We start from the raw sequence: 25,998 nt of genomic DNA on the forward strand, positions 1-25,998 counted from the left end.
CCGGGTCCGCCCAGCCAGTCGCGCAGCGCGCCGCGGGAGCCGTCCGTCGCCGTGACGGGGACGTCGGACACGGGAGCCCCGGGGGCCGTTCCCACCGACACCGTTTCAGCACTCAGTCGCGGAGACGTCAACGGCGTGCGGGCGTAGGTAGGGGGCGCGCCCAGCAGTCCGCGCCCCAAGTGGCCGTCGGTGAGCAGCCCCAGACGGGAGCGCGCACCCCCGCCCGGGAGCAGCGCGCGCAGCCCGCCGCCGCGGCGCACCACGGGCAGCGCCTGGTCGACGGCGCGCAGCCGGGCGGCCACGGCACCCCGCCGCTCCGTCTCGTAGCTGTCCAGCAGGGTGTCCGCCGCCGCGCCGTGACCGTGGTGCCAGGCCAGTGCGAGTTTCCAGGCGAGGTTCGCCGCATCCCGCAGCCCTTCGTCGACGGACTGCACTCCCAGCGCGCCGGTCAGATGCGCGGCGTCCCCGGCGAGGAAGACGCGCCGGACGCGCCAGTGCCGGGCCAGCCGCTGGTGGACGGTGTACACCCCGGTGTCCACGAGCTCATAGGGTCCGACACCGCCGCTGCCGGTGTCCCGCGGCCCGGAACCGGGCCCGCGCCCGTCGGCGGGCCCGCCGCGGCCGGCTGCCGCGGAGCTCACCGACTCCTCGGACCAGACCGCGAGGGTCTCCGCCACCCGCTCCAGCATCTCCTCGGGGGTGACCAGCTCGCCGCGCGGCGGCAGCAGCCAGTCCAGCCGCCAGCGCTCGTCGGCGAGCGGGCGTGCGGTCACCTCCCCCGGCGCTCCGTCCGGGTCGCGGTGCAGCAGCGCGCTGCCCACGTCGGCGGCGCCGCGTCGGCCGTCCGCTTCGTGGCCCCCCTCCTCCCACGGCAGCCGCACCCGCAGTGCGGCGACCGCGTGCCGTTCGACCGAGGTGCGTCCCGGGAAGCGCACCTCGAGCAGCTTGCGCACGGTCGAGCGTGCGCCGTCGCAGCCGACCGCGTAGCTGCCGCGCCACCAGGTACCGGAGGGGCCCCGGGTGTGCGCGGTGACCCCGTCGGCGTCCTGTTCCAGCAGGTCCACATGGCTGCCGGTGACGATCCGTGCCAGCTTCTCGTCCGCCAGAGCGCTGCGCAGTGTCCGCTCCAGCGCGTGCTGCTCGATGTGCAGCGGTGCCTGCTCCGGGGGAAGGTCGACCCGCTCGACCGGCTGCGCGCGGCGCCGGGTGCGCCAGGAGCGCCAGCGCAGTCCGGGCAGTGCGGGCAGGACGGCGGCGGTGTCCGGACGCAGCAGGCAGGTGCGGGCCGCGCGGGCCGCCGGGATGCCGTCGGTGGAGTCCAGTACCAGGGAGGGGACGGCGTGCCGGGCGAGGGCGAGGGACAGGGCGAGGCCGGCGGGACCCGCCCCGACGACGATCACCGGGTCCACGGTGCGGAGACCTCGCTGCCCTGGTGGTGCTGACGGGGGCCGGGGTTCTCCGATGGTGGAGCCTGGTGCGCGATCACGCTGGTATGCAACCCATTGCCTGAGCATGCGTCAAGTGAGGCCTTGGGAAGCCGAGACGGCCTGTGGCCCGGGCGGGTGCCCTTGCCACAGGCCGTCCGGGGCCGGTGCCGTGCGGATCAGCCGGTCGGGGCGTGGTTCACTTCGACGGCGGTGCGGTGCCGTCCGGTCCCTTCGCCTCGGGGGCTGCGGGGGCGGCTGCCTCCTCCAGCTCCTTCGCCCCGGCAGGCACGATGCCGGCTTTGGAGCGGCTGCCGCGCTGCTCGACGAACTTCGCGAGCCACGCCAGGGCGAGACACAGCGAGATGTAGATGGCGCCGAAGACGATGACTGTCTGCACCGTCGGATAGACGCCGCCGACCGGGGTGTTGTTGGCGATCAGACGGGCCGAGTACAGCAGCTCCGGGTAGAGGATGATGTAGCCCAGCGAGGTGTCCTTGAGGGTGACCACCAACTGGCTGATGATGGACGGCAGCATGGCGCGTACGGCCTGCGGGAACAGCACCGAGGCGGTCACCTGCGTCTTGCGCAGCCCGAGCGCGTAGGCCGCCTCGACCTGGCCCTTGGGCACCGAGTTGACGCCGGCGCGCAGCACCTCCGCCTGGACGCAGCCGTTGTAGATGGTCAGGCCGAGCACGAGCGCCCACATCGGGGTCATGTGGCCGAGGATGCCCACCCACAGCGCGAAGATCGTGATGAGCAGGGGGATCGACCGGAACAGGTCGATGAAGACGACCGCCACCCAGCGCACCGGCTTGTGGTCGGACAGCCGGGCCACGCACAGCAGCACCGCGAAGACCAGGGAGAAGAGGCCCGCCAGCGCGAACACCTTCAGGGTGGACATCAGGGCGTCGAGGATGTTCTCCCGGATGCCCGCGTAGTTGAAGATGTCCCACAGTTCGCCCGCGAACTGCCCCTTGTCGTAGAGCCGGTAGCAGACCCAGGCGATCAGGGCGGCGAGACCGATGCTGCCGACGACCGAGTAGACGAGGTTGCGGAATCGCGCCTTCGGGCCGGGCGTGTCGAACAGGACGCTCGCGCTCATCGGGCGACCTCCAGACCCTTCTCCAGCAGCCGGAAGAGGCCGTTGATGGCGTAGGTGATGACCAGATAGCCGAGGGTGATCCAGATGAAGATCACGGCGATGTCGTAGCCGTCGTTGCTCAGCGTCTTCTGGATGTTGAACAGATCGACGTTGTCGAAGGCACCGGCGACTGCGGTGTTCTTCGTCAACGCGATGAATATGCTGCTCAGCGGGGGTATGACCGAGCGCGTGGCCTGGGGGAGCACCACGATCCGCATGGTCTGGGTGAACGTCATCCCGATGGCGCGGGCGGCTTCGGCCTGGCCCATCGGCACGGTGTTGATGCCGGAGCGGACGGCCTCGGCGACGAAGGACGAGGTGTAGAAGCCGCAGGCGCAGACGGCCAGGACGAAGGAGTCGACGCCGGGGAAGAGCACCTTGGGCACCACGAAGAACGCCACCAGGAACAGCAGCGTGAGCGGGGTGTTCCGCAGCACGTTCACCCAGAGGGTGCCGAAGATGCGCAGCGGAGGAACCGGAGAGACCCGGAAGCCGGCGATCAGCAGTCCGAGTACGACGGCGAGCAGCGCGCTGACCACCGTCAGCCACAGGGTGCCGAGGAATCCCTCGCGGAACAGCGCCAGGTTGTCGAGCAGTACGTTCATGAATTCTCCGCGAGGAGTCGCGTAGGGACGGCGGGAAGGGCCGGGCCGGTCACCCGGCGGTCACCCGCCGGGTGCGAGGCACCGGGAAGGGCGGGCGGTGGCGCCCGCAACACCACGCCCCGCCCCGCGCGGCGTCGGTGCCGGGGAGCGGGGCGTGCGGCATCACTTCTCGGTGATCTCGGGCGGCGTCTGGAACTTGGAGCCGGACTTGCCCAGCGTCGCGTCGTACGCCTTCTTGTAGTCGCCGTTGTCCTCGTGCTTCTTGATGGAGTCGGCGACGGCCTTCTGCAGCGCCGCGTCGCCCTTCTTCAGGCCGACGCCGTAGGGCTCGTCGGAGAAGGGCTTGCCGACGACCTTGAGCTTGCCGGGGTTCTGCGCGGCGTAGCCCATCAGGATCGCGTCGTCGGTGGTGACCGCGTCGACCTGGCCGTCGAGGAGCTGCGAGACGCACTCGGAGTACTTGCTCAGCTCGGTGACCTCGGCGCCGTACTTGGGCTTCTTGATGACCTGCAGCGGCGTCGAGCCGACGATGGAGCAGACCTTCTTGCCCTTGACCGACTCCGGTCCGGTGACCTCCTTCTCGTCCTTGCGGACGAGCAGCGAGGCGCCGGCGTGGAAGTAGGGGCCGGCGAAGTCGATCTGCTTCTTGCGCTCGTCGTTGATCGTGTAGGTGCCGATCATCAGATCGACGTCGCCCTTGGAGACCGTGGTCTCGCGGGCACCCGAGTCGACGGTCTTCCACTCGATCTGCTTGGGCGTGAAGCCCAGATCGGCCGCGATCATCTTGGCCATCTCGATGTCGAAGCCGGAGTACTTCTTCGTCGACTGGTCCTGGAAGCCGAGGTAGGGCTGGTCGGCCTTGGCGCCGATGACGATCTTCCCGCGCTTCTGGGCCTTCTTCAGGACGGCCGAGTCGACCTCGACGTCCTTGGCGACCTCGTAGGTGGGGAGCGCCTTCTCGTCCGTCTGGTCCTTGGGCTTGTCGCCCGCGGAGCCCTCCTTGCCACCGCAGGCCGCGGTGGCGGCGAGGGCCAGGACGGCGGCTGCCGCCGCTGCGGTCTTGTGGAACTTCATGGTGAACATCCCTTGCTCGGAAAGTCGTTGGCCCGGTGTGCCGAAGCGCTGCCCGTCCGGCTGCGCGGTGCTGCCGGGCCGGGCGGTGGTTACGGGGTCATACGGGGTCACATGGCAAGCGGCGAAAGCTCAGTGGTGCAGGATCTTCGAGAGGAAGTCCTTGGCGCGGTCGCTGCGCGGGTTGCTGAAGAACTGTTCCGGGGTGGCTTCCTCCACGATCCGGCCGTCCGCCATGAAGACCACACGGTTCGCCGCCGAACGCGCGAAGCCCATCTCATGGGTGACGACGACCATGGTCATTCCGTCCCGGGCCAGTTGCTGCATGACCTCCAGGACTTCATTGATCATCTCCGGGTCGAGGGCCGAGGTCGGCTCGTCGAAGAGCATCACCTTCGGGTCCATCGCCAGGGCGCGGGCGATTGCGACGCGCTGCTGCTGACCGCCGGAGAGCTGCGCGGGGTACTTGTCGGCCTGGTTGCCGACGCCGACCCGGTCCAGCAGCGCGCGGCCCTTCTGCTCCGCCGTCTGCTTGTCCGTCCTGCGGACCTTCGTCTGGCCCAGCGTGACGTTCTCCAGCACCGTCTTGTGCGCGAAGAGGTTGAAGGACTGGAAGACCATGCCGACGTCGGCACGGAGCTTCGCCAGTTCCCTGCCCTCCTCGGGCAGCGGCCTGTCGTCGATCGTGATGCTGCCCGAGTCGACCGTCTCCAGCCGGTTGATGGTGCGGCACAGTGTGGACTTGCCCGACCCCGAGGGGCCGATGACGACGACGACCTCGCCGCGCGCGATGGTCAGGTCAATGTCCTGGAGGACGTGCAGCGCACCGAAGTGCTTGTTGATGTTGTCCAGTACGACCAGCTTGTCGGTCGCGGGCTCGGGACCGCCTGCGTCCTTGGTCACCGATACTTCGCTCATCGACGTCCAGCTCCGTCCTCGTCGGTTGCGAGGACCTTAGTGAGCGGTCGCGAGGAGCGTCATCACATCTGAGCTGAAATTGAGCATAACGATCCGGCCGCATCCCGGCAGAGTGGGTATAGAGGGCAAGGGGGACCGATCGGTTCTCCCGCGGTCCCGCCACGGCTCCTCCCCACCGCCCGCCCCGGTCCGGCCGGGCCTGCGCGGGGCCGGTGGGCGGTGCGGGCGGCGGGCGGCGTGACGGCCGCCTGACGGTCGTCGTACCGGCTGTATAACGGATGTCCGCGCGGTCCCGGTGAGCCCTTGACTCACCTCTGCCGATCAGCGTGGATGCACTGTTGGACTCGTTCGCCGGAGGCGGTGGGAGAACAGGAGGTGCCCGGTGAAACTGCTGCTCGTCGAGGACGACGACCGCGTCGCCGCGGCGCTCTCCGCGGTGCTGGCGCGGCACGGCTTCGAGGTCACCCATGTACGCAGCGGCGCCGAGGCGCTCCAGGCGCTGCTCGTGGGCGGTCAGGAGGGGCCCGGCTTCGCCGTCGTCCTGCTCGACCTGGGCCTGCCCGACCAGGACGGCTTCGAGGTGTGCGGCCGCATCCGCCGCACCAGCTCCACCCCGGTGATCATGGTGACCGCGCGGGCCGATGTGCGCTCCCGCATACACGGCCTCAACCTCGGCGCGGACGACTACGTCGTCAAGCCCTACGACATGGGCGAGCTGCTGGCCCGGATCCACGCCGTCAGCCGCCGCACGGCAGTCGAGGAGACGTCCCCGCCCGGCGAGCGGGCCGCCTCCCGGGGCCCGGACGAGAGCGGCACCCTGCGGCTGGGCGCCGTGCTCATCGAGCTGCCCACCCGCCGGGTCAGTGTGGACGGCGCACCCGTACCGCTCACCCGCAAGGAGTTCGACCTGCTGGCGCTGCTGGCCCAGCGCCCCGGTGTCGTCTTCCGGCGCGAACAGATCATCAGCGAGGTCTGGCGGACGAGCTGGGAGGGGACCGGGCGCACCCTGGAGGTGCACGTGGCCTCGCTCCGCTCGAAACTGCGGCAGCCGACCCTGATCGAGACGGTGCGCGGGGTGGGCTACCGCATGACCGCCCGGGCCGACTGACCGCCGGACCGGAACCCCGACGTGCGCACCCGCCTCCTCCCGCTCCTCATCGTCCTGCTGGCCGGGGTCCTGCTGGCCCTGGGCTTCCCGCTGGCGTTGAGCCAGGCGCAGGCCGAGCAGCAGCGGGTGGTCGTCGACCGGATCGACGACACCGCACGCTTCGCCTCGCTCGCGCAGTTCGTCACCGCGACCAGCGCACCGGACGAACGCCGCGCCACGCTCCAGCACGAGCTGGACCGCTACCACGACCTCTACGGCATCCGCGCCGGTGTCTTCTACCGCGACGGCCGCACCATGGCGGCTTCCCCCGCCGACTGGCGGATACCCGGCGAGGACAAGGCGGCCGGACCGGAGGGGCGCCCCGACGGCGCACGTGCCTTCGCCGAGGCACTGGCCGGACGCCGCAGCCACGACCCGCCCCAGGTGTGGCCCTGGCAGAGCGACGGCCGGATCGCTGTCGCCTCTCCCGTCATCCGGGACGGCGATGTGGCGGCGGTGGTGCTGACCGACTCGCCCACCGGACCGATGCGCTCGCGCACTCTGCGTGGCTGGCTGGCCATCGCCGTCGGGGAGGCGGCCGCCATGCTGCTGGCCCTCGGCGCCGCGCTGCGGCTGACCGGGTGGGTGCTCAAGCCGGTGCGCACCCTGGACCGGGCCGCTCACGAGATCGCCACCGGCAAGCTCACCTCCCGCGTCGTCGCCTCGGTGGGCCCGCCGGAGCTGCGCAGGCTGGCGCACTCCTTCAACGAGATGGCCGGCAACCTGGAGAGCGTGCTGGAGCAGCAGCGCGCCTTCGTCGCCGACGCCTCGCACCAGTTGCGCAACCCGCTCTCGGCGCTGCTGCTGCGTATCGAACTGCTCGCGCTGGAGCTGCCCGAGGGCAACGAGGAGATGGCGTCCGTGCGGGCGGAGGGCAAGCGGCTGGCAAGGGTGCTGGACGACCTCCTCGACCTGGCGCTGGCCGAGCACGCGGGCAGCGCGCACGTGCAGCTCACCGACGTCGCCGAGATCGCGGCCGAGCGGGTCGCGGCCTGGCGGCCCACCGCGGAACACAGCGGAGTGGAACTGCGGCTCGAGGGGCAGACGGCGGCGACCGGGTGGGCCGACCCGGTGGCGCTCTCCAGCGGGCTGGACGCCGTGGTCGACAACGCGGTGAAGTTCACCCCGGGGGGCGGCACCGTCACGGTCACCGTCCGCGCGGAGGGCGACAGCGTGACCGTCGAGACGGCCGACGGCGGTCCCGGGCTGACCGACGAGGAACTGGAGCGCGTGGGCGACCGCTTCTGGCGCAGCAGCCGCCACCAGAACGTCTCCGGCTCGGGGCTCGGCCTCTCCATCACCCGCGCCCTGCTGGCGGGGGGCGGCGCCGGACTGTCCTTCGCGCACCACGAGCCGCGGGGGCTGCGGGTGCTGATCACCGTTCCCCGGAACGCCCCAGACGCAGCGTGAGGATCTGGAAGGGCCGCAGCGCCACCCGGACCCCGGCCTCCTCCACCGTGTGCTGCTCCCGCGGCTCGGCCAGCGGCCGCTCCAGCAGGTCCGTCTCGGTCACCGACGTGACGGGGAAGCCGGGCGCCAGCAGCGCGCGGGCCCGGCCGCCCAGCGACTCGTAGAGGCGCACGACCACGTCGCCGCTGCCGTCGTCCGCCAGTTTCACCGTCTCGGCGACGACCTGGTCGCCCGGTTCGCCGTCGAGCGCGACCAGCGGCGCGACCGGGCTGCCGTCCCCCCGCACGGTCCGCTCGGGCAGGTTGATCCAGTGCCCCTCGCGCACCGCGTCCCGCAGGGCCGCGCCCGGCACCAGCCCGTAGCGCATCCGGTGGCGGCCCTGGTCCGTCTCCGGGTCCGGGTAGCGGGGCGCGCGCAGCAGCGACAGCCGCACCGTGGTGGTCTGGCCCCCGTCGGCGCGGATGTCGCGGGTGACGTCGTGCCCGTAGGTGGAGTCGTTGACCAGTGCCGCGCCCCAGCCCGGCTCCTCCACATGCAGCCAGCGGTGCGCGCAGATCTCGAACTTCGCCGCCTCCCACGTGGTGTTGGTGTGGGTGGGCCGGAAGACGTGCCCGAACTGGGTCTCGGCCGCCGACCGGTCGGCCTTCACATCCAGCGGGAACGCCGCCTTGAGCAGCTTCTCGCTCTCGTGCCAGTCGACGTCGGCCTCCATCAGCAGCAGCGGACTGCCCGCGCGCAGGGTCACCGACTGCACCACGGTCGAACTGCCGAAGGACCGGCGGGTCCGGACGGTGGCGCTGCGGCCGTCCGCCGCGGCGAGGGTCACCTCGTCGGCGTGTGTCAGATCGGTGGCCGTGTGCCGATAGAACGCGTCGACATCCCAGGCGTCCCAGTGGTTGGGCAGATCGGGGTGGAGCTGGAGGAGGTTGGCCGGGCAGCCGGGGGCCACCGCCTCCAGCCGGGCGCGCCGGTCGTACGCGGAGACGACCAGTCCGCGGCCGTCCACCTCCACCCGGACCAGCCCGTTGTCCAGCGTCCAGCCGCCGGGCCCCCGCTCGGTCACGGCCATGGCCACCGCCTCCTCGCCCCCGTCGCCCGCTCGGTGCGCGGAGCTGTAGTCGTCGGCCGGGCGGGCGCCGCCCGCCGGGACGCCGCGGCGGGTGTGCGGGGATCCGTTGAAGACGACGTGGCGCTCCCCGCGCCCGGCGAGCGCCCGCTGGGCCTCCTCGACGATCTCCGTCAGTTCCCCGGTGACCCGCGCGTACGTCCGGCGGGCCTCGCGGTGCACCCAGGCGATGGACGATCCCGGCAGGATGTCGTGGAACTGGTGCAGCAGCACCGTCTTCCACAGCTCCTCCAGCCGGGCGTACGGATAGACGTAGCCGGTGCGCACAGCGGCCGTGGCCGCCCACAGCTCGGCCTCGTGCAGCAGGGACTCCGCACGCCGGTTGCCCTGCTTGGTCGCGGCCTGCGAGGTGTAGGTGCCCCGGTGCAGCTCCAGATAGAGTTCGCCCTGCCACACCGGTGCGTCCGGATACTCCGCCCGTGCCTTCTCGAAGAACGCGGCGGGCTTCTCGACCGTGACCCGGGGCGAGCCGTCCAGATCGCGCGTACGCGCCGCGCGCCCCAGCATCTCGCGGGTCGCGCCCCCGCCGCCGTCGCCGTGGCCGAACGGGACGAGGGAGCGCGAGGCGGCGCCCTTCTCGCGGAAGTTGCGCGCCGCGTGCGCCAGCTCCGCGCCGTCGAGGGTCGCGTTGTAGGTGTCGACCGGCGGGAAGTGGGTGAAGACCCGGGTGCCGTCGATGCCCTCCCACCAGAAGGTGTGGTGCGGGAAGGGGTTGGTGCTGCTCCAGGAGATCTTCTGGGTCAGGAACCAGTCCGAACCGGAGAGCTTCACCAGCTGCGGCAGCGCCGCGGTGTATCCGAAGGAGTCGGGCAGCCACACCTCCTTCGTCTCGACGCCGAACTCCTCCAGGAAGAACTTCTTCCCGTAGCCGAGCTGCCGCGCCATGGCCTCCCCGCCCACCATGTTGGTGTCCGACTCGACCCACATCCCGCCCACCGGGACGAACCGGCCCTCGGCCACCTTGCGCGCGACCTTGGCGAAGACCTCGGGCCGGTGCTCCTTGAGCCAGGCGAACTGCTGGGCCTGCGACATGGCGAAGACGAACTCGGGATGCTCGTCCATCAGCGCGACCATGTTGGAGGAGGTCCGGGCCACCTTGCGCACCGTCTCACGCAGCGGCCACAGCCACGCCGAGTCGATGTGCGCGTGCCCCACCGCGCTGATCCGGTGCGCGGAGGCCCGCGCGGGAGCGCCCAGCACCGCCGCCAGCCGCTCCCGCGCCCGCTCCGCGCTGCCGGGCACGTCGGCGAGATCCAGCGCGTCCAGCGCCCGCTCCAGGGCGCGCAGCAGCTCCCAGCGGCGGGCGTCCTCCAGCGGCAGCTCGCGCATCAGGGAGCCCGCCACCTCCAGGTCCAGGGCCAGCTCCCACACCTGCGGCTCGAAGACCGCCAGATCCATCCGAGCCAGCCGGTACAGCGGGGTGCCGTCGGCGGTGCGGACATCGCCCTGGTGGGTCGGCGTCTGCGGCGTGTTGAGGATCGGGTTGGAGGCCGCCTCGATGTACAGCTCGACCTCCTCACCGCCGGCCGCCGGCTGCGCGAGCCGCACCCAGGAGTTGCGCGGATGGAGCCCCTTGACGGGCTCGCCGTCCGCCCGGTGCACCAGCCCCTCGCACTGGAACCCCGGCATGTCCCGCTCGAAGCCCAGGTCCAGCACCGCCTCCACGGTGCGGCCCGCCCAGCTGTGCGGCACCTGGCCCGTCACCCGGAACCAGGTGGTGCCCCAGGCCGGCCCCCAGGTCTCGCCCACCGCCGAGGGCCGGTAGGGCGCCGAGATGCCGTCCGCCGCGGGCACGGGTTCCCCCGGCGCCTCCCAGCGTGCGACGGTCAGCGGCAGCGCGGAGGTGTGGACGGCGGGCCGTACGCGCTCCTCCAGTACCCGGCGCAGCCGGTCCTCGACGGTGCGGTGGTCGTCATGCATCGAGCGGCTCCTCGGTGGGGGTCGGGGCCTGGTGCCGACAGCGGCCTCCGGTCAGGGTTTGGCCGAGCGGTAGTAGCGGCGGGCGCCCTCGTGCAGCGGCACGGGGTCGGTGTAGATGGCGGTCCGCAGGTCGACTTTCTGCGCCGCGTGCACCTCGCGTCCGATCTGGTCCCTGCTCTTGATGACGGAGCGGGTGATGCCCTCCGTCAGCGCCGCGTCGGTGCGGTCCATGGTCACCAGCAGATTGGCGATGGCCACCGTTTTGACCGACCGGCCGCGCTGCACGGTGGGGTAGGCGTCGGGTGCCATCACGGCCGCGCGGTAGTAGCGCATGTCGGGGCGCTGCTCGTGCAGCCGGGGGAGCAGGTCGCCGAGCTGCACCAGCCGGATGTCCGTCCGCTCCGCCAGGCGCTCGATCGCCCCCGTCGGCAGCCCGCCCGACCAGAAGAACGCGTCCAGCTCGCCCGCGGAGAGCAGGTCGGGCATGCGGTCGATGCCCTTGCGCACGGGATGGACGTCGTGGTCCATGTCGAGCCCGGCGGCCTTCAGCAGTCTCCGGGTCACCAGGGCGACCCCGGAGCGCTTCTCGCCCACGCCGACGCGCAGCCCTTTGAGGTCCTCGGCGCTGTCGACCGGCGAGTCCCGGGGCACGACCAGATGCATGTAGTCGTCGTAGAGCCGGGCGCAGGCCCGGATGTGGGAGGCGTCCTTGCCGCCCTTCTCCCGGTAGGCGGCGAGCGCGTCGGAGGCGGTGATGGTGAAGTCGGCCTCTCCGGAGACGATCCGGCCGAGGTTCTGCACCGACCCCTCGCTGTGCTGCAAGGTCAGGTCGACCCGCGGCAGGTCCCGGGCCAGCCGCTTCTTGAAGAGGGTGCCGTAGCGCTCGTACACGCCGGTGCGTACCCCGGTGGCGAAGGTGATCTTCCCGCCGGGAGCGGGCGAGGGTGCCGGCCGCAGCCACCACACCAGCAGCCCGCACACCACGAGCACCGCTGTCGCGGCCCACAGCAGGCGTCGCCGACCGGCGCCGGAGCCGCCCGGGCGGCGCATCGGACGGGACACCGTTCGCGGACGCAGGCTGGCCATGGAAGGGGATACTGCCAGCCCCGCGGCCTGGAAGGGAGTGGCGGGAGTCACCCCGGCCCGTCTCGCGGCCCAACTGCCGTGTGCGAACACGCCGATTCGCGAACTGCAAATTTCACACTGTCGCTTGCTGAGTGGAACTGCAGGGGCCATAGTGACGGTCAGACCACGCGCGTCACGGCCCTCCCGCGGGGCCGGGACCAGCTCGACGGAAGGCGCCTCCACGTGTACGCCGCCCCCGCTCGCAGGGATCCCGCAGCAGCCCCCACGCCGGCGTCTCCAGCGTCCGCCGGCAGGCCGTCTCCGGCGGCGCCACCGGGACGCGCGGAGGACCCGGCCTGGCAGTTGCGGCTCCCCGCGCGGGAGCAGCACATCGCCCGTGCGCGACTGGCCCTCACCGGCTGGCTGCGGGAGCGGGGGGACCCGCCGATATCCGCCGACGCCGCGGACGACGCCGTGCTGCTGCTGTCCGAACTGGCCACCAACGCCGTCGTGCACACCCGCTCCCGGCCCGAAGCCGAGCTCCTGTGCCGGGCCACCCTGGCGTCCCGGGAGACGCCCGCCGCCGCACTGCTGCGGATCGAGGTGCACGACCACGCGGAGGGCGACGACCGCCCCAGGCTGAAGAACGGCGAGGCCGCGGACGAGAGCGGCCGGGGTCTGTGCATCGTGGCGGCGCTGGCGGCGGACTGGGGTGTCCGGCCCTCGTCCGCGACCGGCGGCAACGCGGTGTGGGCGACGCTCCGGCTCCCCGCGGGGCCCGGCTCCGGGTGAGGTGCGTCACACTGCCCGTCCGGTGCGTGGAGCGTGCCCCCGCGCGGCCGGGACCGCCCGGACGAACGCCTACCCTTGTCACATGAGCAGTAGCGACCGGAGTCAGGCAGCGGACGTCAAGGGGACGTACGAGGTACGCACTTTCGGGTGTCAGATGAACGTCCACGACTCCGAGCGGATGGCGGGACTGCTGGAGGGCGCCGGCTACGTCCGCGCCCCCCAGGGCGTCGACGCGGCGGACGTCGTCGTCTTCAACACCTGCGCCGTGCGCGAGAACGCCGACAACCGGCTCTACGGGAACCTCGGCCAGCTCGCCCCCAAGAAGGCCGCGCGCCCGGGGATGCAGATCGCGGTCGGCGGCTGCCTGGCCCAGAAGGACCGGGACACCATCGTCGAGAAGGCCCCCTGGGTCGATGTCGTCTTCGGCACCCACAACGTCGGCAAGCTGCCCGTGCTGCTGGAACGTGCCCGGCTGCGGGACGAGGCGCAGGTCGAGATCGCCGACTCGCTCGAGGCATTCCCCTCCACCCTCCCCACCCGCCGCGAGAGCGCCTACGCGGCGTGGGTCTCGGTCTCGGTGGGCTGCAACAACACCTGCACCTTCTGCATCGTCCCGCAGCTGCGCGGCAAGGAGAAGGACCGCCGCCCCGGCGACATCCTCGCCGAGATCGAAGCGCTGGTCGACGAGGGCGTCAGCGAGATCACCCTGCTCGGCCAGAACGTCAACGCCTACGGCTCCGACATCGGCGACCGGGAGGCGTTCGGCAAGCTGCTGCGCGCGTGCGGCCGGATCGACGGGCTCGAGCGCGTCCGCTTCACCTCGCCCCACCCCCGCGACTTCACCGACGACGTGATTGCCGCCATGGCGGAGACCCCCAACGTGATGCCGCAGCTGCACATGCCTCTGCAGTCCGGATCCTCCCGGGTTCTGAAGGCCATGCGCCGCTCCTACCGGCAGGAGCGCTTCCTCGGGATCATCGAGAAGGTCCGCGCCGCCATCCCGCAGGCCGCGCTCTCGACCGACATCATCGTCGGCTTCCCCGGCGAGACCGAGGAGGACTTCGCCGAGACGCTGCACGTGGTGCGCGAAGCCCGGTTCGCGCAGGCGTTCACCTTCCAGTACAGCAAGCGTCCCGGCACGCCCGCCGCCGAGATGCCCGACCAGATCCCCAAGAAGGTCGTGCAAGAGCGCTACGAGCGTCTGGTGGCACTCCAGGAGGAGATCTCCTGGGAGGAGAACAAGAAGCAGGTGGGCCGCACGCTGGAGCTGATGGTCGCCGAGGGCGAGGGGCGCAAGGACGACGCCACCCGGCGGCTGTCCGGACGTGCACCCGACAACCGCCTGGTGCACTTCACCCGGCCCGAGGAGCCCGTGCGGCCCGGTGACGTCGTCACCGTCGACATCACCTACGCCGCCCCCCACCACCTGCTCGCCGAGGGGCCCGCCCGGACTGTGCGCCGCACCCGTGCCGGAGACGCGTGGGAGCGGCGCACCGCCGCGCCGCAGGAGCAGCAGGGCGGCGGCGTCATGCTCGGACTGCCCGGCGTCGGCGCCCCCGATCCGCTTCCCGCCGCCACCGGCGGCTGCGGACTCGGCTGACCGGCGCCGCTCAGCGCCGCCCGGCGGCCGTCCGCCGAGCGGTCGCCGGACCGGTCGGGAACCGTCGGCCCGCCCCGGTCCGGCCGGCTCTCGTCGGGCGGTGTCACCTGTTTCAGCCGATCTCGCACGGGCGGGTGACTCCCGGCGCGGGCAGGGTGGGAAGAGGCGTGCGGGACACTTAAGCTGCGCGCCATGCTTGTCGCCGCAGCCGTATGCCCCTGCCCCCCGCTGCTCGTGCCCGAGGTCGCGGGCGGAGCCGCCGCCGAGATGGACCGGGCACGAGCCGCCTGCTACGACACCCTCGGTGTCCTGGCGGCCGCCCGTCCGGACCTGTTGTGCGTGCTCGGACCCGCGGAACCGGCCGGACGCGGTCCCCATCCGCAGGGAGCGCGGGGAACGCTCGCCGGGTTCGGCGTGCCCCTGGAGGTGAGCCTCGGCAAGGGCGAGCCCGCCCGCCGTGAACTGCCCCCCTCGCTGACCGTCGGCGCCTGGCTCCTGGAGCGCACGGACTGGACCGGCTGCCCGGTCGAGGGCCTGGGTGTCGGGGAACCCCTGGCGCGGGACCGCTGCCAGGAGGCGGGCCGCGAGCTGGCGGCCCGGGCCGACCGGGTGGCGCTGCTGGTGATGGGCGACGGCAGCAACTGCCGCACGCTCAAGGCCCCCGGCTACTTCGACGAGCGGGCCGCCGCCTTCGACGCGGAGGCCGCCCGCGCGCTGGCCGAGGCCGACACCGCCGCGCTGCTCGCGCTGGACGAGGAGCTGGCGTACGAGCTGAAGGCCGCCGGGCGGTCCTCCTGGCAGGTGCTCGCCGGTGCCGGGCAGGGCAGCGACCTGGCCGGAAAGCTGCTCTACGACGAAGCGCCCTACGGCGTGGGCTACATGGTCGCCGGCTGGTCCTGACCGCCCGCTCGGGCCGCGCCGCGGGCCCTGGGCCGTGCCGCGTGCCCGTCCCGCTGCGGCGGACGGCAGTGCGGGTGTGCGGCGCCGGTGTGCGCCGTACACCCCACTGAGCGCCGCCAGGGCCGCCGAGCGGGCCGCCGGGGGAGGGGTGCCGGACGCACAGTCCCCCGGGGGCGTCGGAGCGGCCGCCGTGGTCCGTGCGTCCCCGCCTCCGCCGGCAGACCACCGGGGCGGCCGACGGCGGAGTTCGCCCGGGGCCCGTCGGCCGGTGTCCGGCACGCTGCCGGGGCGGTCCCGCGGTCGCCCGCCCGGGGTGTTCCCCGCCGCGTGGGGGAGGGGGCGGTCCGGCCGGGAGGGTCAGGAGCCGGTGCCGCCGCCGGTGGGTCCGGATCCGGACTGCCCGCCGCCCGCCCCGCTGCCGCCGCGGCCTTCGTCGGCCAGCTTCCGGGCCGTGTCCTTGGCCTTGCGGGCACCGGAGTCGATCTTGTCGCTGTACTTGCCCTTGGTCCTGGAATCCGCGACCTGCGCGGCCTTGTCCACACCCTGCTGGACCTTGTCGCCGTGCTGGCCGAGCATGCCCTTGACCTTGTCCATGAAGCCCATCGCGGTTCACCTTTCTCCCACGCCGAGCGGACATCGCCGCACGGCCTACTTGCGGGCGTTCTCTCCCGACTCGCTGTCGGCGGCCTCGTCAGCGGACGGCTGCTTGGGAATGCCGACACCCGCCTCGCCGGGCCCGGTACCGGCCGTCGCGGCGGTCCCGGTGTCGGCAGCCTCCTCGGATTCCTCGCCGCCCTGTGCATCCGCCGGGGCGGTCGCGGCCGCAGGGGCCTCGGCCGAGGACGCCTCCTCACGGCTCCGGGTGCCCGCTCCGCCCGGTTCCACGCCTTCCGGTTCGCCGGCTTCCGACTCCGCCGCGACGGATGCGCCGCCTGACTCGGTGGGCAGCTCCCGGGTATCGGAACCCCCCGCAGGAGTGGACTCTCGGGCCTCCTGTGTTGACGTGCTGGACGAACGACCGAAAAGCTTGGCAAAAACGCCCATAATTACTCCAGATCCTACGCGTGTGGGCGAAATCCCGCGCCTCACGGAGCGTCTCATTGCGCCGCCCCGGGGCGCCGGCGGAAAACCGGCTGTCGGAACCTCGCAACGGGCAACGACCCCGTGAGCACTCCGTCACGTCGCTCGTTCGAGAAGGCCGGGACGGGTTTGCGAGACTTGACCCGTGAATGACGCAGCCGCCTCCCCGCCCCTCCCGTCGGATTCCCCGCCGGTCGTCGCCGTGGTGGGCCCCACCGCGGCCGGCAAGTCGGATCTGGGCGTTTTCCTCGCCCGCGAGCTGGGCGGTGAAGTCGTCAACGCCGACTCGATGCAGCTCTACCGGGGCATGGACATCGGAACCGCCAAGCTGACCCTCCAGGAGCGGCAGGGCGTCCCGCATCACCTGCTCGACATCTGGGACGTCACCGTCGCCGCGAGCGTCGCGGAGTACCAGCGGCTGGCCCGCGCGGAGCTGGACAGGCTGCGTGCACTGGGCAGGGTGCCCGTGCTGGTCGGCGGCTCCGGGCTGTACGTACGCGGCGCACTGGACGCCATGGAGTTCCCCGGCACCGACCCCGAGGTGCGCGCCCGGCTGGAGGCGGAGCTGGCGGAGCACGGCCCCGGCCCGCTGCACGCGCGGCTCGCGGCGGCGGACCCGGAGGCGGCCCGCGCGATTCTCCCCAGCAACGGCAGGCGTGTCGTACGGGCCCTGGAGGTCATCGAGATCACGGGGCGGCCCTTCACCGCGAACCTGCCCGGCCACGAGGCCGTCTACGAGACCGTGCAGATCGGCGTGGACGTGGCACGGCCCGAACTGGACGAGCGGATCGCCCGCCGGGTGGACCGGATGTGGGAGGGCGGCCTGGTGGCGGAGGTCCGGGAGCTGGAGCAGCAGGGGCTGCGAGAGGGGCGCACGGCCCCCCGCGCCCTCGGATACCAGCAGGTCCTCGCAGCGCTCGCGGGGGACTGCACGCTGGAGGAGGCCCGCGCGGCGACGGTCCGCGCGACCAAGCGCTTCGCGCGCCGTCAGGACTCCTGGTTCCGCCGCGATCCGCGGGTGAACTGGCTGAGTGGTGCGGTCGCCGACCGGCGGGAACTGCCGGGGGCGGCGCTGGCGTTGCTCACGAAGGCGGTTACAGCCTGATCACGTGATGGCATCGGGAAGCCCTGAGCGACCGTCCCGTTACCCCTGGCGTGCCATCATCGAGCGACGTCGGGTGCCGTGAAGCCGGAGTTGGGAGGGCGCGTGGCAATGGAGGCCAGCCCTCGGGACGATTCCACTCCCGCGGACGCGGAGCTCTCGCCGGAGCGCGCGGCGCGGGGACGTCCGGCCATGGAGGACCGTGAGCCGCTGCCGGAGCACGAGCTCGCAGCGGATCCGGATCCGGACGAGCCGGGTGCCGAAGGGCCCGAAGCGGAGCAGGGGCCGCCGGTGGAGCCGCACGAGCTGCGACCGCAGCGCAAACTGCGGCTGTGGCAGCTCGCGCCGATCGTGGTGCTCGGTGCGCTCGGCTCGCTGATGTTCGCCTTCCCGCTCGCCTTCGAGCCGGGCGACAGCGCCGGAGCGGTGGTCGCGATGCTCGGGCTGCTGCTGTGCGGCTGCTCGGCCGGCTGGAGCGTGATGGCGGCCCGCCGGGTGGGGCACACCTGGCCGGGGCTCCCGGCCCGCGGCTCCGGCGGGCGCCCCGACTGGCGGGTCGTCCTGCTCTACGCCGTGGTGGTCTGCACCGTCGTGGTGCTGGCCGTCTGGCGGGTGGCCCGGCTCCGCTGATCTGCCGCCCCCGCGACCCGCCCGCGGGCGGGTCGCGGCCGTGCCTCCCGTACGATCGGCAGCGTGATCAGCACACCAGGAGTGCCGTTCCTCAAGGGGCACGGCACGGAGAACGACTTCGTGATCATTCCGGACCCGGACGGCCTGCTGGACCTGCCGCCGGAGACGGTGGCCCGGCTGTGCGACCGGCGCGCGGGCATCGGCGGGGACGGCCTGCTGCGGGTCGTCCGCTCGGCGGCGCACCCGGAAGCCGCGTCCATGGCCGCCGAAGCGGAGTGGTTCATGGACTACCGCAACGGCGACGGATCCGTCGCCGAGATGTGCGGCAACGGCACCCGCGTCTTCGCGCGCTACCTGGAGCGTGCCGGGCTGGCCGGGGCCGGCGAGCTGCCCCTCGCGACCCGCGCGGGGGTGCGCAGGGTGCACATCGCCGAGGACGGCGGCGACATCACCGTGGGCATGGGCGCGGCCGAGCTGGCGGCAGCGGACGGCGAGGCGGACGGCGGCGGAGGCGGGATCACGGTCGGTGTTCCCGGGCACACCTGGCCGGCCCGCAAGGTCGGGATGGGGAACCCGCACGCGGTGGTGTTCGTCCAGGACCTGGCCGAGGCGGGCCCCCTGCACGAGGCCCCGCAGGTGCTGCCTGCCGCCGCCTACCCGGACGGCGTCAACGTCGAGTTCGTGGTCACACGGGGCCCCCGGCATGTCGCGCTGCGGGTGCACGAGCGCGGCGCGGGCGAGACGCGGTCCTGCGGCACCGGCGCCTGCGCGGTGATGGTCGCGGCGGCCCGCAGGGACGGTGCCGACCCGCACCGGGACGGCGCGGCGGTGACCTACACGGTGGAGGTGCCCGGAGGCCGCCTGGAGATCACCGAGCGGCCCGACGGGGAGATCGAGATGGCCGGCCCGGCCGAGATCGTCGCAGCGGGCACGATCGACCCGGCGCTGTTCTCCTGAGGGCCCCTGCGGCCCGTCGACGGCCGCCACCCCGGCGTCGCACGATGGGGTGATCCCCCTCACGCTCGACAGGACCCGGTCGGCGGCACGTGATGGGGTCGGTACCATCGCACCCCCGGCCCGGGGTGCTCAGGAGCGGGAGGTGCCATGAGCGCGGTGCGCAGTCTGCGGAAGCTCAGCAGAGCGGCACTGCTGGGCGCCACGCCGCGCGACTCCCTGCCGGACGCCATCGAGCACGTCGCGAAGGTGCACAGGGCACACCACCCGCGGGCCGACCTGCGGCCGCTGCGCAGGGCCTACATGCTGGCCGAGTCCTCGCACCGGGGGCAGATGCGCAAGAGCGGCGAGCCGTACATCACGCATCCCCTCGCGGTCACCTTGCTGCTGGCCCAGCTCGGCGCGGAGACGACCACGTTGACGGCCTCGCTGCTGCACGACACCGTCGAGGACACCGCCGTGACGCTCGAACAGGTGCGGCGCGAGTTCGGGGACCAGGTCTGCTACCTCGTCGACGGGGTCACCAAGCTCGAGAAGGTCGACCACGGGTCGGCCGCCGAGCCGGAGACCTTCCGCAAGATGCTCGTCGCCACCGGCAATGATGTACGCGTCATGTCGATCAAGCTTGCCGACCGGCTGCACAACATGCGCACCCTCGGCGTGATGCGCCGTGAGAAGCAGGTCCGGATCGCGCAGGTGACCAGGGACGTTCTGATCCCGCTCGCCGAACGGCTCGGTGTCCAGGCACTCAAGAGCGAGCTCGAGGACCTCGTCTTCGCCGTGCTGCATCCGGAAGAGCACGCGCAGACCCGCGAGTTGATCCGCGAGCGGCACACCCGCCCCGACCCGCTCACCGCCTTCGCCTCCCGGGTGCGCCGCACGCTGCGCGAGGCGGGGATCACGGCGCAGGTGCTCATCCGTCCCCGGCACACCGTCTCCGTGCACCGCCTGCGCCTCAAACGCGGCCAGTTGGGGGACTGCGACTTCGCACGCCTGCTGGTCCTCGTGGACGAGGACGCGGACTGCTACGCCGTGCTGGGCGAGCTGCACACCTGTTTCGCTCCGCTCGTCTCGGAGTTCAAGGACTTCATCGCGGCGCCCAAGTTCAACCTCTACCAGTCGCTGCACACCGCCATCGCCGACGAGAACGGCGAAGTGGCCGAGGTGCTCGTCCGCACCCGCCGTATGCACCGGGTCGCCGAGACCGGGGTGATCGCGCTCGGCGACCCGCATGCCGCCGAGGTGGCCGACCCCGCCGAGCCGGACGGCGGCGGAGCAGCACCGCCGAACGCCGACGGAGCAGGGGAGCGGACCGATCCCACCCGCCCCGGCTGGCTCTCGCGCCTGCTGGAGTGGCAGAGCCACGCCTCCGACCCGAACACCTTCTGGCGGGAACTGCGCGACGAACTGGCGCAGGACCTGGAGATCACCGTCTACTGCGCCGCCCCCGGCGGGGCGGGGCCCGCAGGGGGCGCGCTGCCGCTGCCGGCCGGTGCGACCTGCGTGGACGCCGCCTACGCCCGACTGGGAGAGGCGGCCCACCGGTGCATCGGAGCCCGTGTCAACGGTCGGCTGGTGGCCCTCACCACCGTGCTGCGGGACGGCGACGCCCTCCAGCTCTTCCTCGAACCCGGCCACGGCAGTCCCTCGGGCCCGTCACCGGAGTGGCTCGAGCATGTGCGCACCCCCGCGGCGCGGCTCGCCATCCGCGAATGGCTCGCCGCCCCCGGCCGGGGCGACGCCGACCCGCAGGAGAGCGCAGCCGCCACCGACCGGGACGGCGCGCCGCGCGAACATGCCCCGGCGGCCGCCGAGCCGCCCCGGGGAGAGCCGCGGCCCCCGCACCGCGGAGCGCGCCACCCCGAGCACCGTCCGGCGCGGCACACAGCGCAGGACGCACGGCAGAACGGAGCGCACCGCACGGCCGCGCACCGGGAGCAGCCCGTCCAGTACGGCGAGAACATCCCCGTCGTCCCCGGCCACCCCGGTACGCCGGTGCGGCTCGCCCGCTGCTGCACCCCGGTCCCCACGGACGCGGTCACCGGATTCCCGGTGCGCGGCGGCGCCGTCACCGTCCACCGGGAGAGCTGCCGCTCGGTGGCCCGGATGGCCTCCGCGGGGCGTCTCACCCTGCCGGTGCGCTGGGAGCAGGGCGACGTCGGGTGCCGGGTCACCCTGCGGGCCGAGGCCTTCGGCCGCCCGCACCTGCTCGCGGACCTCACCGAGGCCATCGCCGCCGAGGGCGCCGCCGTCGTCTCGGCCGACGTCGAGCCGCCGCGCGAGCAGCGCGTCCGTCACACCTACACCCTGCAGCTCCCCGACGCGGCCGGACTGCCCGCGCTGCTGCGCGCCATGCGGCAGGTGCCGGGGGTCTACGACGTCACCCGCTCCGTCCGCCGGACCGCGGCGAACTGACGCACCGTCCGCTCGGGCCACCGGGCCGCGCGGGCGGAGGCGCGGCACGTCCCCTTTCGGGTGGAGACGCCCGGAGCCGGGCGGCAACGGACCCGCTCGCTGGTAGCGATCCTGCATGGCCCTCACAGCCCTCACCCGCGCATCGGCCGCACGGCGCTGCGCCGTGGCCGGCACGGTCGCGGCCACCGCGCTCGCCCTGGTCGGCGCAGCCCTTCCGGCGCCCCGTCCGGTCGGCATCGGCGACCACCTCTTCCCGCAGCTCGGCAATCCCGGCTACGACGTCCGCGCCTACGACATCTCCTTCGACTACAGCGGTGACAACAGCAAGCCGCTCAGCACCCGCACCGTGATCGACGCACAGGTCACCGACGGACCGATGGAACGGTTCAACCTGGACTTCGCCGCCGGCGACGTACGGTCCGTGCACGTCAACGGCCGGTCGGCGCAGTACGTGCGGGCGGGCGAGGACCTGGTGGTCACCCCGAGCACTCCGCTGCCACGAGGTTCCTGGCTGCACGTCGAGGTGCGCCACACCAGCGACCCCACCCGGAAGAACGGCGGCTGGGTGCGCACCGCGGACGGCCTCGCCATGGCCAACCAGGCCGACGCGGCACACCGGGTGTTCCCCTCCGACGACCACCCGTCGGACAAGGCCATGTTCACCTTCCGGGTGCGGGCCCCGCGCGGGCTGACCGTCGTGGCCGGCGGGCTGCCCGCAGGCCGCACCCGGGCGGCGCGCGAGACGGTCTGGACGTACCGCTCGGGGCACCCGATGGCCACCGAGCTGGCGCAGGTGTCGATCGGCCGCTCCGCTGTCGTGCGCTCCACGGGACCGCACGGGCTGGCCCTGCGGCACGTCGTCCCCGCCCGGCAGCGCAAGGCGCTGGAGCCGGTGCTGAACGAGACCTCCCGGCAGATCTCCTGGATGGAGCGGCGCGCCGGGAAATACCCGTTCGAGACCTACGGGGTGCTGGCCGCCGACGCGGACTTCGGCTTCGCGCTGGAGACGCAGACCCTCTCGCTCTTCGAGCAGAAGCTGCTCTCCTCCCGGCAGGTCCCGGACTGGTACCGGGAGTCACTGATGGTGCACGAGCTGGCGCACCAGTGGTACGGCGACAGCGTCTCCCCGCACCGCTGGACCGACCTGTGGCTCAACGAGGGGCACGCGACCTGGCACGAGTGGGCCTATGCGGAGAAGCGCGGCGGCATCCCGGTGGAGAAGCGGGTGCGGGCGTCCTACGAGCAGTCCGACACCTGGCGGGAGCGCTATGGTCCGCCCGCCGCGCTCCTCCCCGCCCCCAAGAGCGGGAAGATCGAGCTCTTCACCCCGATCGTGTACAACGGCGCCGCCGTGGTGCTGTATGCGCTGCGTGAACACATCGGCGAGCAGGCGTTCGCCCGGCTGCAGCGTGCCTGGCCCGCCCGGTACCGGGACTCCAGCGCCACCACCGCCGACTTCATCGCGCTGGCCGGCGAGGTCTCCGGACGGGACCAGAGCGCGTTCCTGAAGAAGTGGCTCTACGGGAAGACCACCCCGCCCATGCCCGGGCACCCGGACTGGAAGCAGCAGCCGCCGCCGAAGCGCCCGGCCGGAAAGGCGCGCGCGAGCACCGCGAGATCCCTGGAGCGGGCGCGCGCGGGCGGACGGTAGCGCCCCCGCCGCCCCCTCGTGCTCCCGGGCCGGTCCGTCCGCGCCGACCGGCCCGGGCGAGTGGCGGCAAATACGGGTGACGCCGTTGCTGCGCCGTGCGACCATCCTTGTGGCCGCGCGCCGCCGCGCCGTGGGCCCCGAGGGGCCGGCGCGCGCCGGGAATCTTCCGCGCCGTTGCGGCGTTGTTCCGTACGCAACAGTCCGTCGACCTAAGGATCCACTTGACCCACTCCTCTTCCCTTCCACAGAACGGCCAGCGCACCGCCAAGACGAACCGCCGAGCCGGCGCCCTGATGGAAGAGGACGTCACTCCCGGTCACGCATTGGACGAAAGCCGTGACGGTGCGCAGCTCGACCGCTCGGAGCGTGCGGCGCTGCGCCGCGTGGCGGGTCTCTCCACCGAGCTGGAGGACGTCACCGAGGTCGAGTACCGGCAGCTGCGCCTCGAGCGCGTGGTGCTGGTCGGCGTCTGGACATCCGGCACGGCGGACGACGCGGAGAACTCCCTCGCCGAGCTGGCGGCCCTCGCCGAGACCGCGGGTGCCCTGGTCCTCGACGGAGTCGTCCAGCGCCGGGACAAGCCCGACGCGGCCACCTACATCGGCTCCGGCAAGGCCGCCGAGCTACGGGACATCGTCCTGGAGACCGGTGCCGACACCGTGGTGTGCGACGGCGAGCTCACTCCCGGCCAGCTCATCCACCTCGAGGACGTCGTCAAGGTCAAGGTCGTGGACCGCACGGCACTGATCCTGGACATCTTCGCCCAGCACGCCAAGTCCCGGGAGGGCAAGGCGCAGGTGGCACTGGCCCAGATGAACTACATGCTGCCCAGGCTGCGGGGCTGGGGACAGTCGCTCTCGCGGCAGATGGGCGGCGGTGGCTCCGGCTCGGCGGGTGGCGGCATGGCCACGCGTGGTCCCGGTGAGACCAAGATCGAGACCGATCGGCGGCGGATCCGCGAGAAGATGGCGAAGATGCGCCGGGAGATCGCGGAGATGAAGACCGGCCGCGACGTGCAGCGGCAGGACCGGCGGCGCAACAAGGTGCCGTCGGTCGCCATCGCCGGATACACCAACGCGGGCAAGTCCTCCCTGCTCAACCGCCTCACCGGCGCGGGTGTGCTGGTGGAGAACGCGCTGTTCGCCACCCTGGACCCGACGGTGCGCAAGGCGGAGACCCCCACCGGCAGGGCCTACACGCTGGCCGACACGGTCGGGTTCGTCCGGCACCTTCCGCACCACCTGGTGGAGGCGTTCCGCTCCACCATGGAGGAGGTCGGCGACGCCGACCTGATCCTGCACGTGGTGGACGGGGCACACCCCGCCCCGGAGGAGCAGCTGGCCGCCGTGCGCGAGGTCATCCGCGAGGTGGGCGCCGCCGAGGTGCCCGAGATCGTGGTCGTCAACAAGGCCGACGCCGCCGATCCGCTGGTCCTGCAGCGGCTGCTGCGTACCGAGAAGCACGCGCTGGTCGTCTCCGCCCGCACCGGGCAGGGCGTCGACGAACTGCGGGAGCTGATCGACAACGAGCTGCCGCATCCGTCCGTGGAGCTGGAGGTGCTGCTTCCCTACACCGAGGGCAAGCTGGTCTCCCGCGTGCACTCCCAGGGCGAGGTGCTCTCCGAGGAGCACGTCGAACAGGGCACCCTGCTCAAGGCGCGGGTGCACGAGGAACTCGCCGCGGAACTGCGCGGATTCCAGCTGCTGGCCGCCCGGCCGTAGCAGCGCGCACCGCACCGGAACGAGAACGAGGGCCGTCCCTCCCGGAGACCGGGAGGGACGGCCCTCGTCCGATGTGCGCCGGGCGCGCCGGAACCGGCGCGCCCGGCAGGGTCAGCCCTTCTTGCTGGCGGCGTCGAAGACCGCCTTGGCGGTCGCCCCCAGCCGCGGCCCCGCCAGCCAGGTGGCCGGGTGCGGGCCGATGGAGTTGACCGAGATCAGCTCGGGCTTGCCGCCGGAGCCCTCGATCAGCCAGGCGCCGCCGGAGGACCCGCCCGTCATGGTGCAGCCGATGCGGTACAGCGCGGGCTGCTGCGGGTCGATCGTCAGCGCGCCCGGGCGGTCGGTGCAGGAGTACATCCTGGCCCCGTCGAAGGGCGGAGCCGCCGGGTAGCCGTAGTTGCTGACTCCCTTGATCCGGGAGGACGAGGGCGCGTGGAAGTTGACCTTGATGGCGTTGCCGACGGTCTCCTCCAGCGACTTGCCCGACTTGTTCACCGGCTCCACGCGCAGCACCGCGAAGTCCTGCTGGGAGCCTCCGCCGCCGGACTTGGCACCCTTCTGGATCCAGTAGTTGCTGGTCTGGGCCCACTTCACCCACCACTGGCCGTACGGTGCGACCTCCTGCGGCGGGGCGCTGTTGACGGCCGGCATGGAGCGGCCCTTGTCGTTGAAGGCCGGGATGAAGGTGATGTTGCGCAGCCAGCCGCCGCTCCCGCCGGAGTGGACGCAGTGCCCGGCGGTGGCCACCAGGTTGGACTTGCCCGGGTGGCGCGGGTCCTTAACGACCGTTCCGGAGCAGACCATCGGGCCCTCCGGAGTGTCCATGAAGACCTTGCCGGCCGGAGCCGCGTTCCGGGTGTACGGGGTCTTCACGGCCTGCGCCTTGACCGGGCGCGGTTCCGCCGTGTTCGCGGCGCCGGAGGTGCTCTCGATGTCCTTCGGGACGTTCTTCTCGTTGTCCTCGGCCTTCTTCATCCGCCCCAGGTCCCAGTGGCCCTTGATGTAGGGGTTGGCGAAATCCTCGGCCTCACGCACCCACTGGTCCTTGTCCCAGTCCTTCCAGGCGCCCTTCTTCCACCCCTCGAGGTCCTTCATCGACGTGGGCAGGTCCTTGGGCAGCTTGTCGGGGAGGCCGAGCCTGTCCTTCCCGTCGTCGCCCTGGGCGGAATCGGAAGCGGCCGGCTTGGCGTCCGCCTTCTTGTCCGAGTCGTCGCCGCTCGAGCAGGCGGTGGCGGTGAGGGCGAGCGTCGCCGCGAGTGCCGCGGTGACCAGCACCGGACGTCCGCGTCCGGCCCTGCGTATGCGTGGCATGATCCGAGGTCC

21 protein-coding genes are annotated in these 25,998 nt (G+C 72.6%); 11 read left to right on the top strand and 10 right to left on the bottom strand.

Going from position 1 to position 25,998, the window contains the following annotated elements:
* From A949_RS0130835 to A949_RS0130855, 5 genes are all read right to left on the bottom strand, one after another.
* Positions 1–1,409 (bottom strand): FAD-dependent monooxygenase (locus A949_RS0130835; protein ID WP_019359924.1); only part of this gene is annotated, 1,409 nt, incomplete at its 3' end.
* Between the two features lie 214 nt (positions 1,410–1,623).
* Complete coding sequence (locus A949_RS0130840; protein WP_019359925.1) at positions 1,624–2,529, bottom strand: amino acid ABC transporter permease; 906 nt, start codon at positions 2,527–2,529, stop codon at positions 1,624–1,626.
* Positions 2,526–3,173, bottom strand: coding sequence for an amino acid ABC transporter permease (locus A949_RS0130845; RefSeq protein WP_019359926.1), 648 nt, complete (start codon positions 3,171–3,173; stop codon positions 2,526–2,528). Before A949_RS0130845 ends, A949_RS0130840 begins: the two co-directional genes overlap by 4 nt.
* Before the next feature lie 162 nt (positions 3,174–3,335).
* Positions 3,336–4,247 (bottom strand): glutamate ABC transporter substrate-binding protein, encoded by a 912-nt coding sequence (locus A949_RS0130850; RefSeq protein WP_026005204.1) that lies wholly within the window; start codon positions 4,245–4,247, stop codon positions 3,336–3,338.
* Between the two features lie 129 nt (positions 4,248–4,376).
* Positions 4,377–5,162: an amino acid ABC transporter ATP-binding protein gene (locus A949_RS0130855; RefSeq protein WP_019359928.1), complete on the bottom strand. Its 786-nt coding sequence runs from the start codon at positions 5,160–5,162 to the stop codon at positions 4,377–4,379.
* A gap of 382 nt (positions 5,163–5,544) precedes the next feature.
* Here A949_RS0130855 and A949_RS0130860 point away from each other — a divergent pair, with 382 nt between their 5' ends.
* Both A949_RS0130860 and A949_RS0130865 read left to right on the top strand, forming a co-directional pair.
* Positions 5,545–6,270: a response regulator transcription factor gene (locus A949_RS0130860; RefSeq protein WP_019359929.1), complete on the top strand. Its 726-nt coding sequence runs from the start codon at positions 5,545–5,547 to the stop codon at positions 6,268–6,270.
* Positions 6,271–6,291: 21 nt separating this feature from the next.
* Positions 6,292–7,719 (top strand): sensor histidine kinase, encoded by a 1,428-nt coding sequence (locus A949_RS0130865; RefSeq protein WP_019359930.1) that lies wholly within the window; start codon positions 6,292–6,294, stop codon positions 7,717–7,719.
* On the opposite strand, the gene A949_RS0130870 is transcribed toward A949_RS0130865, so the two are convergent.
* Both A949_RS0130870 and A949_RS0130875 read right to left on the bottom strand, forming a co-directional pair.
* Positions 7,685–10,765: an alpha-mannosidase gene (locus A949_RS0130870; protein ID WP_019359931.1), complete on the bottom strand. Its 3,081-nt coding sequence runs from the start codon at positions 10,763–10,765 to the stop codon at positions 7,685–7,687. The two genes, A949_RS0130865 and A949_RS0130870, sit on opposite strands and share 35 nt — an antisense overlap.
* A 51-nt stretch (positions 10,766–10,816) precedes the next feature.
* A complete protein-coding gene (locus A949_RS0130875) occupies positions 10,817–11,851 on the bottom strand; it encodes a TAXI family TRAP transporter solute-binding subunit (protein WP_106428958.1) in 1,035 nt (344 codons plus the stop codon).
* Positions 11,852–12,193: 342 nt separating this feature from the next.
* Here A949_RS0130875 and A949_RS35175 point away from each other — a divergent pair, with 342 nt between their 5' ends.
* The 3 genes from A949_RS35175 to A949_RS0130890 all read left to right on the top strand — a co-directional run bounded on the left by A949_RS35175 (position 12,194) and on the right by A949_RS0130890 (position 15,122).
* Positions 12,194–12,622, top strand: a complete 429-nt coding sequence (locus tag A949_RS35175; RefSeq protein WP_019359933.1) for an ATP-binding protein — start codon at positions 12,194–12,196, stop codon at positions 12,620–12,622.
* 82 nt (positions 12,623–12,704) lie between these two features.
* Entirely contained in the window at positions 12,705–14,222 is a 1,518-nt protein-coding gene (gene miaB, locus A949_RS0130885) for a tRNA (N6-isopentenyl adenosine(37)-C2)-methylthiotransferase MiaB (RefSeq protein ID WP_026005205.1), read from the top strand.
* 192 nt (positions 14,223–14,414) lie between these two features.
* A complete protein-coding gene (locus A949_RS0130890; protein WP_019359935.1) occupies positions 14,415–15,122 on the top strand; it encodes a class III extradiol dioxygenase subunit B-like domain-containing protein in 708 nt (235 codons plus the stop codon).
* Between the two features lie 357 nt (positions 15,123–15,479).
* Here A949_RS0130890 and A949_RS0130895 read toward each other — a convergent pair whose 3' ends face one another.
* Together A949_RS0130895 and A949_RS39430 are read right to left on the bottom strand one after the other, a co-directional pair.
* Complete coding sequence (locus A949_RS0130895; RefSeq protein WP_019359936.1) at positions 15,480–15,725, bottom strand: antitoxin; 246 nt, start codon at positions 15,723–15,725, stop codon at positions 15,480–15,482.
* Between the two features lie 45 nt (positions 15,726–15,770).
* Positions 15,771–16,007 carry a hypothetical protein gene (locus tag A949_RS39430; protein ID WP_019359937.1) on the bottom strand — a complete coding sequence of 79 codons (237 nt, stop codon included), beginning with the start codon at positions 16,005–16,007 and terminating at the stop codon, positions 15,771–15,773.
* Positions 16,008–16,347: 340 nt separating this feature from the next.
* Here A949_RS39430 and miaA point away from each other — a divergent pair, with 340 nt between their 5' ends.
* The 6 genes from miaA to hflX all read left to right on the top strand — a co-directional run bounded on the left by miaA (position 16,348) and on the right by hflX (position 24,675).
* Positions 16,348–17,307 carry a tRNA (adenosine(37)-N6)-dimethylallyltransferase MiaA gene (gene miaA, locus A949_RS0130905; protein ID WP_026005206.1) on the top strand — a complete coding sequence of 320 codons (960 nt, stop codon included), beginning with the start codon at positions 16,348–16,350 and terminating at the stop codon, positions 17,305–17,307.
* Positions 17,308–17,415: 108 nt separating this feature from the next.
* Positions 17,416–17,934 carry a hypothetical protein gene (locus A949_RS0130910; protein ID WP_019359939.1) on the top strand — a complete coding sequence of 173 codons (519 nt, stop codon included), beginning with the start codon at positions 17,416–17,418 and terminating at the stop codon, positions 17,932–17,934.
* Between the two features lie 66 nt (positions 17,935–18,000).
* Positions 18,001–18,891 (top strand): diaminopimelate epimerase, encoded by an 891-nt coding sequence (gene dapF / locus A949_RS0130915; protein ID WP_063826292.1) that lies wholly within the window; start codon positions 18,001–18,003, stop codon positions 18,889–18,891.
* Positions 18,892–19,038: 147 nt separating this feature from the next.
* Entirely contained in the window at positions 19,039–21,303 is a 2,265-nt protein-coding gene (locus A949_RS0130920) for a RelA/SpoT family protein (protein ID WP_019359941.1), read from the top strand.
* A gap of 115 nt (positions 21,304–21,418) precedes the next feature.
* Complete coding sequence (locus tag A949_RS0130925) at positions 21,419–22,954, top strand: M1 family metallopeptidase (protein WP_019359942.1); 1,536 nt, start codon at positions 21,419–21,421, stop codon at positions 22,952–22,954.
* Between the two features lie 221 nt (positions 22,955–23,175).
* Positions 23,176–24,675, top strand: coding sequence for a GTPase HflX (gene hflX, locus A949_RS0130930; protein WP_026005207.1), 1,500 nt, complete (start codon positions 23,176–23,178; stop codon positions 24,673–24,675).
* A gap of 111 nt (positions 24,676–24,786) precedes the next feature.
* On the opposite strand, the gene A949_RS0130935 is transcribed toward hflX, so the two are convergent.
* On the bottom strand, positions 24,787–25,986 hold the full coding sequence (locus tag A949_RS0130935) for a trypsin-like serine peptidase (protein WP_026005208.1): 1,200 nt from the start codon (positions 25,984–25,986) through the stop codon (positions 24,787–24,789).
* Positions 25,987–25,998: the final 12 nt, after the last annotated feature.

The organism is Streptomyces sp. AA1529 (assembly GCF_000280905.1).
Lineage (GTDB): Bacteria > Actinomycetota > Actinomycetes > Streptomycetales > Streptomycetaceae > Streptomyces.

Coding starts and splice junctions, on each gene's coding strand:
- A949_RS0130840 (WP_019359925.1), bottom strand. CDS start 2,529: ATGAGCGCGAGCGTCCTGTTCGACACGCCCGGCCCGAAGGCGCGATTC.
- A949_RS0130910 (WP_019359939.1), top strand. CDS start 17,416: ATGGAGGCCAGCCCTCGGGACGATTCCACTCCCGCGGACGCGGAGCTC.
- A949_RS0130855 (WP_019359928.1), bottom strand. CDS start 5,162: ATGAGCGAAGTATCGGTGACCAAGGACGCAGGCGGTCCCGAGCCCGCG.
- A949_RS0130890 (WP_019359935.1), top strand. CDS start 14,415: ATGCTTGTCGCCGCAGCCGTATGCCCCTGCCCCCCGCTGCTCGTGCCC.
- A949_RS0130920 (WP_019359941.1), top strand. CDS start 19,039: ATGAGCGCGGTGCGCAGTCTGCGGAAGCTCAGCAGAGCGGCACTGCTG.
- A949_RS0130845 (WP_019359926.1), bottom strand. CDS start 3,173: ATGAACGTACTGCTCGACAACCTGGCGCTGTTCCGCGAGGGATTCCTC.
- A949_RS0130895 (WP_019359936.1), bottom strand. CDS start 15,725: ATGGGCTTCATGGACAAGGTCAAGGGCATGCTCGGCCAGCACGGCGAC.
- A949_RS0130925 (WP_019359942.1), top strand. CDS start 21,419: ATGGCCCTCACAGCCCTCACCCGCGCATCGGCCGCACGGCGCTGCGCC.
- A949_RS0130870 (WP_019359931.1), bottom strand. CDS start 10,765: ATGCATGACGACCACCGCACCGTCGAGGACCGGCTGCGCCGGGTACTG.
- A949_RS0130850 (WP_026005204.1), bottom strand. CDS start 4,247: ATGAAGTTCCACAAGACCGCAGCGGCGGCAGCCGCCGTCCTGGCCCTC.
- A949_RS0130875 (WP_106428958.1), bottom strand. CDS start 11,851: ATGGCCAGCCTGCGTCCGCGAACGGTGTCCCGTCCGATGCGCCGCCCG.
- miaB (WP_026005205.1), top strand. CDS start 12,705: ATGAGCAGTAGCGACCGGAGTCAGGCAGCGGACGTCAAGGGGACGTAC.
- A949_RS0130935 (WP_026005208.1), bottom strand. CDS start 25,986: ATGCCACGCATACGCAGGGCCGGACGCGGACGTCCGGTGCTGGTCACC.